The sequence below is a fragment of the Pseudomonas sp. W2Aug9 genome, from assembly GCF_023127755.1.
GTDB classification, from domain to species: domain Bacteria; phylum Pseudomonadota; class Gammaproteobacteria; order Pseudomonadales; family Pseudomonadaceae; genus Aquipseudomonas; species Aquipseudomonas synxantha_A.
Genome location: NZ_SPKL01000016.1, coordinates 1 through 10,180, shown reverse-complemented (window position 1 = coordinate 10,180; position 10,180 = coordinate 1). Strand labels below are relative to the sequence as shown.

Here is a 10,180-nt window from a genome sequence, read left to right as displayed (position 1 = left end):
GGCGGGCGGGCGTCCCCCCGCCTCAAGCGCATTGTGTGCAGCGGCGAAGCCTTGCCCCTGGATGCGCAACGGCAGGTGTTCGCCAAGTTGCCGGGTGCGGCGCTGTACAACCTCTATGGCCCGACCGAAGCGGCCATTGACGTCACCCACTGGACCTGCATCGACGAAGGCGCCGACAGCGTACCCATCGGCCGCCCGATCGCCAACCTCGCCACCTATGTGCTCGACGCCCAACTCAACCCGGTGCCTGACGGTGTAGCTGGCGAGCTGTACCTGGGCGGTAGCGGCCTGGCGCGCAGTTATCATCGGCGCCCGGCGTTGACCGCCGAACGTTTTGTGCCAAGCCCGTTCGTGACGGGTGAGCGGCTGTATCGTACCGGTGACCGTGTGCGCCAGCGCGCCGATGGTGTGATCGAATACCTCGGCCGCCTCGATCACCAAGTCAAGTTGCGCGGCTTGCGTATCGAACTGGGCGAAATCGAAACCCGCCTGATGCAGCACCCGCAAGTGCGCGAAGCGGTGGTGTTGGTACAAGGTGGCAAACAATTGGTCGCGTACCTGGTGTGTGAAGGCGAGGAGCCAACCGACCTCAAGGCCTGGCTGCTCGACAGTCTGCCGGAATATATGGTGCCGACCCACTTCCTCACCCTGGCCAAGCTGCCGGTGACCGCCAACGGCAAGCTTGACCGCAAGGCATTGCCACTGCCGGATGCAGCGCTGCAACAGGCGTTTATCGCCCCACAAGGCGACCTGCAAACAGCCCTGGCGGCGATCTGGAGCGATGTGCTCGGCGTTGAACAGGTCGGCCAGGACGATAACTTCTTCGAGCTGGGTGGCGACTCGATCATTTCTATCCAGGTGGTCAGCCGCGCCCGCCGGGCCGGTATCCGACTCAGCCCCCGGGACCTGTTCCAGTACCAAAGCATCCGCAGCCTTTCGCGGGTGGCCAGCTTCGACCAAGTCAGCCTTATCGACCAGGGCCCGGTCAGTGGCGAGGTGATTCTGACCCCAGTGCAACAGCGCTTTTTCGCCCAGACGATCCCGGCACGTCATCACTGGAACCAGTCGTTGCTGCTGACCCCGCGAGAGGCGTTGCAGCCCGCGCAGCTGGAAGCGGCCTTGAACCAGCTGATCCAGCATCACGACGTCTTGCGCCTGCGTTTTGTGCAGCAGGCGGATGGCTGGCATCAGAGCCATGCGGCGCCCCTCGCCGAGCCGCTGCTGTGGCAGTCCCACGCCAACATCGACGCCGAGTTGGCAGCGCTTTGTGATGAAGCCCAGCGCAGCCTCGACCTCGAACAAGGCCCGCTGATACGTACCGCATTGGTGAGCATGGCCGATGGCAGCCAACGCTTGCTGCTGGTGATCCACCACCTGGTCGTCGATGGTGTGTCTTGGCGCATCCTGCTCGAAGACCTGCAACAGGCTTACCGCGAACAGTCGCTGCCGGCGAAAACCAGCGCGTACCAGCATTGGGCGCAGCAACTTCACGACCACGCGCAAACCCTCGACGAACAACTGCCGTACTGGCAGGCGCAATCGGTCGACACCGATCTACCTTGCGACCACCCCGAGGGCGGCCTGCAAAACCGGCTGGGCACCAAACTGGAAACCCGCCTCGACGCCGAGCAGACCCGCCGGTTGCTGCAAGACGCACCGGCGGCCTATCGCACCCAGGTCAACGACCTGCTGCTGACGGCCCTGGCGCGGGTGATCAGCCGCTGGAGCGAACAACCCGCTGCGCTGATCCAGCTGGAAGGCCATGGCCGCGAAGACCTGTTCGACGACATCGACCTGAGCCGCACCGTCGGCTGGTTCACCAGCTTGTTCCCGGTGCGTCTGCGCGCCGAAGGCGAGTTGTCCGATGCGATCAAATCGGTCAAGGAGCAACTGCGCGCCGTGCCCGACAAGGGCCTGGGTTACGGTCTGCTGCGTTACCTGGGGTCGCCGCAGGCCCGCGAAAGCCTGGCGAACCTCGCCGCACCGCGCATTACGTTCAACTACCTGGGCCAGTTCGACCGTCAGTTCAATGAGTCGGCACTCTTCGTACCGGCCAGTGAAGGCAGCGGCCAAGCCCAGGATCCCGAGGCACCGCTGGCCAACTGGTTGACAGTGGAAGGGCAGGTGTATGGCGGTGAGTTGGCGCTGCAATGGGGCTTCAGTCGTGAGATGTTTGACGTGTCGAGCGTCCAGCGTCTGGCGGATGAATACACCGCTGAACTCAAGGCGTTGATCGAACATTGCTGTGCTGCTCCGGCAGGGCAGGTGACCCCGTCGGATTTTCCGTTGGCACGTCTTACTCAGCAGCAACTGGATGCATTGCCCGTGGCGGGGTCGGCCATTGCCGATCTTCACCCGCTGTCGCCGATGCAGCAGGGCATGTTGTTCCACACGTTGCTTGCGCCCGAGGCCCAGTCTTATATCAACCAGTTGCGGCTCGACATCGAAGGGCTCGACCTATTGGCCTTCGGGCGTGCGTGGCAGGCCGCGCTGGATCGCCATGACACCCTGCGCAGCAGCTTCCACTGGTTGGGAATGGACAGTGCTCACCAGTTGATCCAGCACCAGGTTGACCTGCAACTGCAAGTGATTGAAGACCCGTATGCCGACTTCGACGCCCTGGCTCAGGCTGAACGTGAGCGCGGTTTCGCACTGAATGCCGCGCCGCTGTTTCGCCTGACCCTGGTGCGCGGTGCGGGCGCGGCCTGGCACCTGATTTTTACCAGCCACCACATTCTCATGGATGGCTGGAGCAACGCGCAGTTGCTTGGCGAAGTCATTGCTCACTACGCAGGCCAGGCTGTGCCCGCACCACTGGGGCAATGGCGCGATTATTTGGGCTGGTTGCAACAGCAAGGCTCTGGCGAAGCGTTCTGGAAAGCCGCACTGGCAGCATTGCCGGCGCCGACCTTGCTGGCCCAGGCACTGCGCAAGCCGGTGGACGGGATCGGCATGGCGGACCATCACGTGGCGCTGGACAGCGACGTTACCCGACGTCTCGGCGAGTTTGCGCGCCAGCACAAAGTGACCCTCAATACCGTGTTGCAAGGCGCCTGGAGCCTGCTGTTGCAGCGCTACACAGGCCAGGATTGCGTGGCCTTCGGCGCCACCGTGGCCGGGCGTTCCGCGCCACTGCCAGGGATCGAGCAGCAACTGGGCCTGTTCATCAATACCTTGCCGATCATCAGTGCAGCCTCGCCAGCCCAGTCGGTCGCAAGCTGGCTCGGCGAGTTGCAAGCGCTCAACCTCAGCCTGCGCGACCATGAGCATGTACCGCTCTACGATATCCAGGCTTGGGCCGGCCATCACGGCGCGCTGTTCGATACCTTGCTGGTGTTCGAAAACTTCCCGGTTGCCGAGGCGCTCAAGCAAGGCGCGCCGGCTGGCCTGACCTTCGGCCGCCTGCACAACCATGAACAAACGCACTACCCATTGACCCTGGGCATTGAGCTGGGGGCCAACCTGCGCCTGGAGTTCAGCTACGACCGTTCGCTGTTCAGCGAGCCGCAAGTCGCGCGCCTGAGCGCCAACCTGCAACACCTGCTGGCGCAATTGCTCGCAGATGCCCATGTGCCCCTTGGTAACCTGCGCCTTCTCGACGCCACCGCACAGCAGAATATGCTCGCTCTCAGCCGGTCGGCCGCGGCTGCCCAGGGTAACGAGCGCGTGCATCAACGCATCGCAGCCCAAGCCCAGGCCACCCCAGACGCCCTGGCTGTGCTGGCCGGTGGCGAAGGCTTGACGTACGCCGAGCTAAACCAGCGGGCCAATCGTCTGGCCCATCGCCTATTGGAGCTTGGTGTCGGTCCCGGACAACGGGTGGGCCTGGCTTCGCGCCGTGGCCCGCAGTTGATTGTCAGCCTGTTGGCGGTACTCAAAAGTGGCGCGGCCTACGTACCGCTGGACCCGAAATACCCCGTCGAGCGCCTGGCCTACATGCTCGCCGACAGCCGACTCAACCTGCTGCTCAGCGAAGTGGGTTTGCTCGTGGATCTGCCATTGCCCCAAGGACTGGCACGTGTGGATTTCACCGCCTGCGGTGACGAGCTGGCCGGCTACCCGACGACCAACGTGCCCAACCCTGCCGCCGCTGCTGATCTGGCGTATGTGATCTACACCTCGGGCTCCACCGGTCAGCCCAAAGGTGTGGCCATCGATCATGCCGCCCTCGGTCAATTCTGCGACAGTGCCACGCTGTACAGCCGCTTGAGTGCCGAGGATCGCGTCTTGCAGTTTGCGACCTTCAGTTTCGACGGTTTTGTCGAGCAGTGCTTCCCGCCCTTGTGTGTGGGTGCAGCGTTGATCATGCGCAGTGATGAGCTGTGGGACGCCGGGCAACTGGCGCGGGAGATCGTCGAGCAAGGCGTAACCCTGGCCGACTTGCCGGCGGCCTACTGGTATCTGTTGGCGCAGGAATGTGCAGTGCACTGCCGCTCCCTGGGCAAGCTGCGCCAGGTGCATGTGGGCGGTGAAGCCATGGCGGTGGAGGGTGTACGTGCCTGGCATGCCGCAGGGCTTGGTCATGTGCGCCTGGTCAATACCTACGGGCCGACCGAAGCCACGGTGGTGTCCAGCGTGCATGACTGCCAGTTGACCGATGCCAACGACGCGTACGGCGTACCGATTGGGCAGGCGATTGCGGGGCGTGCGCTGTATGTGCTCGACAGCGGTTTCGAACTGCTAAGCACCGACGGTGTGGGCGAGTTATGCATCGGCGCCGAGGCGGGCTTGGCCCAGTGCTACTTCGATCGCCCGGCGCTCACTGCCGAGCGCTTCTTGCCGGACCCATTTTCCGCCACGCCCGGTGCGCGGCTTTATCGCAGTGGCGACCTGGCCCGGTACAACGCGGCGGGGGCGCTGGAATACGTGGGGCGTATCGACCATCAGGTGAAGATTCGCGGCCTTCGTATCGAAATGGGAGAGATCGAAGCCAGCCTGCAAGCCTTGCCCGACGTGCGTGAAGCGGCAGTGATTGCCCAGCCGAGCGCGATCGGCATGCAGTTGGTGGCGTATGTGGTACCCGCCGACGATCAGCAGTTGGAAACGCAGGCACTGGCCACTCGCTTGCGTCAGGCGTTACCGGATTACATGGTGCCGGGACATTGGGTGGTACTCGATGCCTTGCCGCTCAACAACAATGGCAAGCTCGACCGCCGGGCGCTGCCGGCACCGGATCTGAGCCAGGCGTGCGCCGTGTACGTGGCACCTCAGAGCCCTTTGCAGGTGCAGTTGGCAGCGATCTGGCAAGCGGTGCTGCACGTGGAGCGGGTTGGCCTGGACGACCACTTCTTCGAGCGCGGCGGTCACTCGTTGCTGGCGACTCAGGTGATCTCACGGGTGCGTCACGACCTCAAGCTGGACGTGCCGTTGCGGGCCCTGTTCGAACAGCCGACGCTGGCAGCCTTCGCGGCGGCTTGCGCAGGCTTGACGGCCGATACGGCGCCAGCGCTCCAAGCGCTTGGACGTGAGCAGCCGCTGGCGTTGTCCTTTGCTCAGGAGCGTCAATGGTTCCTGTGGCAATTGGACCCGGCCAGCGCGGCTTACCATGTACCGACTGCATTGCACGTGCGCGGTCAACTCGACAGTGCGGCACTTGCACGCGCCGTCCAGGCCCTGGTGCAGCGTCATGAACCGCTGCGCACTACGTTTGTGGAGGCGGGCGAGCACACCTTGCAAGTCGTCCACCCCAGTCTGACCGTGCCGATTGAGCAGCAAGCGATCGACGCCGATGCCATCGAGCACGCCGTCAGCGAAGAAATCCAGCGCCCGTTCGATCTGCTTGACGGCCCATTGATGCGCGTCAAGTTGCTGGTCGTCGCGCCTGAGCACCACGTGCTGGTCATCACCCAACACCACATCATCTCTGACGGCTGGTCGATGCAGGTCATGATCGACGAGTTGGTGGCGCTGTACCAAGGTGACGCGGACTTGCCGGCCTTGCCGATCCAGTACGCCGACTATGCCCGTTGGCAGCGGGATTGGATGGCGGCAGGGGAGCAACAACGCCAGCTCGATTACTGGTGCGCCCGTCTGGGTAACGACCATCCGCTGCTGGACTTGCCGCTGGACCATCCGCGCCCAGCGGTGCAGAGCTATCGCGGCGCACGCCGGCAGATCCATCTTGACCGCGTGATGCTGGCTGAGCTCAAAGCCTTGGCCGAACGCCAGGACGTGACCTTGTTCATGCTCCTGCTGGCCTCGTTCCAGACCTTGCTGCACCGCTACAGCGGCCAGTCGCAGGTTCGCGTCGGCGTGCCGATCGCCAACCGTAATCGTCTCGAAACCGAGCGGCTGATGGGCTTCTTCGTCAATACCCAAGTACTGCAGGCGCAGTTGCACGGGCAGATGCCTTTCGAGCAGTTGCTGGGCCAAGTCAAACGGCGCGCTTTGGAAGCCCAGGCCCATCAGGACCTGCCGTTCGAGCAACTTGTGCAGGTGTTGCAGCCGGAGCGCAGCCTGAGCCATAACCCGCTATTCCAAGTGATGTTCAATCATCAAAGCAGCCTGCGTTCGGGTTCAGTGCAACTGCCTGGCCTGGTGTTGCAGCCAATGGACTGGGCGGGTCACAGCACGCAGTTCGACCTGAACCTGGAAACCGAGGAATCGGCCGACGGCCTCTGGGCGTCCCTGACCTACGCCACCGACTTGTTTGACGCTGCAACCGTGGAACGTCTGGCCGAGCATTGGCAAAACCTGCTGCGCGCGGTCGTGCACGATGCCTCCCAGCCCCTGGATGAACTGGCGATGCTGAGCACGTCGCAATGGCAACAAATGGTGCACGACTGGAACCGCAGCGACACCCCATACCCACACGAACACTGCGTACACCAGCTGTTTGAGGCCCAGGCCGTGGCGCAACCCGACGCCATCGCGCTGCACTTCGACGAGGAGCGCCTGAGCTACGATGAACTCAACCGCCGCGCCAATCGCCTGGCCCATCGTTTGATCGCCATGGGTGTCGGCCCGGACGTGCTGGTGGCAGTGCACGTGGAGCGCTCCCTGGACATGGTGGTCGGCTTGCTCGCGACTCTCAAGGCCGGTGGCGCCTATGTCCCGCTCGACCCGCAATTCCCGGCAGAGCGCCTGGCGTTCATGCTCGAAGACAGCCGCGCCCGGGTGCTGCTGACCCAGGCGCACCTGCAGGGGCGCCTGGTGCAGCCGCAAGGCGTGCAGGTCCTGATGGTCGAGGATGTCGGCACGCAGGCATATAACCCGCAGGTTGCCGTTACACCGCAAAATCTGGCCTACGTCATCTACACCTCCGGCTCCACCGGCAAGCCTAAAGGGGTGATGGTAGGCCACCAGGCGCTGTGCAGCTTTACCAACGGTATGGCGGGCACCCTGGATATAGACCGGCAGACGCGGCTGTTGTCGCTGACGACCTTCTCGTTCGATATCTTCGCCCTGGAGCTGTACGTGCCGCTGAGTATGGGCGGCACAGTGCTACTGAGCGCCCAGGACATGGCCCTCGACCCTGAGGCGATTCTCGAACTGGCCCAGCGTCAGGCCGCGAGTGTGCTGCAGGCCACGCCATCGAGCTGGCGCATGTTGCTCGATAGCCCGCGCGCCCATTTACTGAGTGGCATAACCTGTCTGTGCGGTGGTGAAGCGCTGCCAGCCGACTTGGCCCTGCGCCTGCTCGAGCTGCAAGGTCCCGTATGGAACCTCTATGGCCCGACGGAAACCACCATCTGGTCAGCGGCTCATCGTCTGCACCAAGCGCAGCCTTTCGTTGGACGGCCGATTGCCAATACCGGGTTGTTTATCCTCAATCCCGGCCTTACGCCATGCCCGCAAGGCGCGTCTGGCGAGCTGCTGATCGGCGGTGTCGGCCTGGCGCGCGGTTACCACAGGCAGCCGGCGCTGACTGCCGAACGCTTCGTGCCCAACCCGTTTGGGGCGCCGGGCGAACGCCTGTACCGCACCGGCGACCTGGCACGCTACCGGGCCGACGGCGTGGTGGAGTACATCGGGCGCGTCGACCATCAGGTCAAGGTCCGTGGTTTCCGGATCGAGCTGGGTGAAATCGAAGCCTGTCTGCGTGAGCACGACGGTGTACGCGAAGCGGTGGTGCTGGCCGATAACGACCGCCTGATCGCCTATCTGGTCAGCTCCGCACCGCAGCCACAGCAGGCGTACAAAGCCGCGCTGCGCGAGCGCCTGCCGGATTACATGGTGCCTGCGCACTGGATGTTCCTCGATAGCCTGCCCTTGACCCCCAACGGCAAGCTCGACCGCAAGGCGCTGCCAAAACCGGAGGTTGGCGATTCACTCAAAGGCCATATAGCACCGGTAACCCTGCGCGAGCAGCAGGTGGCGGCCATCTGGGCCGAAGTGCTGGAGGTGCCGCAGGTCGGCCTCGACGACCACTTCTTCGAGCTGGGTGGCCATTCATTGCTGGCTACGCGTGTGGTGTCGCGGGTTCGCCAGGCCCTGACACTGGAAGTTGCGCTCAAGACCTTGTTCGAACACCCGCTGCTGAGTGATTTCGTTCGGGCCTTGGGCGAGGAGGGCGCTGCTGCGCCAGCGTTGCTCAAGGCCGACCGCACGCAGCCTTTGCCGCTGTCCTACGCTCAGGAGCGCCAATGGTTCCTCTGGCAACTGGACCCCACCGGCGCCGCGTACCACATCCCCAGCGCCTTGCGTTTGCAGGGGCCGCTGGACCTGAGTGCACTGCAACGCAGCTTCGACAGCCTGCTGGCGCGCCATGAAAGCTTGCGCACGCATTTTCAGCAACAGGCCACCGGTGCGTTGCAGGTCATTGAGGCCGTTGGCTGCGTCGATATCGACCGGGTCGATAGCGATTACGCTGGCCTCAAGGCGCGGGTCGCCGAAGTGGTCGCCCACCCGTTCGACCTGCTGCGCGGGCCACTGCTGCGGGTCAAGTTGCTGCGTCTGGCCGACGATGATCATGTGCTGGTGCTGGTGCAGCACCACATCGTCTCCGATGGTTGGTCGATGCAACTGATGGTTGAGGAGTTGGTGCAGTTGTATGCTGCCTTCAGCCAGGGTCAAACCCCAAGCCTGCCGATGCTGCCGATCCAGTACGCCGACTATGCCGTATGGCAACGCGACTGGATGGCCGCGGGCGAGCAGGCACGTCAATTGGCCTACTGGCGCGAGCATTTGGGCGGCGAGCAACCGGTGCTGGAGTTGCCGTTCGATCACCCGCGCCCGGCACAGCCAAGCCATCGCGGCGCCCGCTTGGGCATAGAGTTGGCCCCCGAGCTGCTGGACGGCTTGCGCAGCCTGGCACGCAGCGCGGGTGTGACGCTGCCGATGGTGCTGCTGGCGTCTTACCAGGCCTTGTTGCATCGCTACAGCGGCCAGGAGGACGTGCGCGTCGGCGTGCCGATTGCCAACCGCAACCGTCTCGAAACCGAGGGTTTGATTGGCTTCTTCGTCAACACCCAAGTGCTCAAGGCCGATATTCATGGCCAGATGAGCGTGGAGCAATTGCTGCACCAGGTACGCCAGCGCTCTTTGGAGGCTCAGGCGCACCAGGACCTGCCCTTCGAGCAGTTGGTGCAGGCTTTGCAACCGGAGCGCAGCCTGAGCCTGAGCCCGTTGTTCCAAGTAGTGTTCAACCACCGTGTAAGCGGTGCCGACAGCCACCTGAGCCGCCTGACCGACCTGCACGTGGAGGTCCTGGATCTGGATGAGGGCGTGGCCCAGTTCGACCTGGCGCTGGATGTGGAAGAAAACCCGACCGTGCTGCGCGCCTCCCTGAGTTACGCCACTGACCTGTTCGCTGTGGCGACCATCGAGCGCATGGCCGGGCATTGGCAGAACCTGTTGCGGGCAATGGTGGCCGACCAACAACAGGCTATCGGCCAATTGAAGCTGCTGGGCCAGGATGAGCAACAGCACATCCTTGAGCTGTGGAACCAGACCGACGCCGGTTTCTGCGCCGAGCGTCTTGTTCACGAGTTGGTAGCCGACCGTGCCCGGGAAACCCCGGGTGCGGTGGCGGTTAAGTTCGATGCGCAAACCCTGAGCTACGCCGAACTGGATCGCCAGGCCAACCGTCTGGCTCATGCCCTGATTGCCCGTGGCGTCGGCCCGGAAGTGCGCGTGGCGATTGCCATGCCGCGCAGCGCCGAGATCATGGTGGCGTTCCTGGCGGTGATGAAAGCCGGTGGCGTGTATGTGCCGCTGGATATCGAGTACCCGCGTGATC

General features: G+C 63.8%; 1 protein-coding gene. It reads left to right on the top strand.

All coding sequences use genetic code 11. From position 1 onward, the window contains the following. On the top strand, nucleotides 1-10,180 hold a 10,180-nt coding region (locus E3O56_RS12850), incomplete at both ends, for a non-ribosomal peptide synthetase (RefSeq protein ID WP_248128373.1).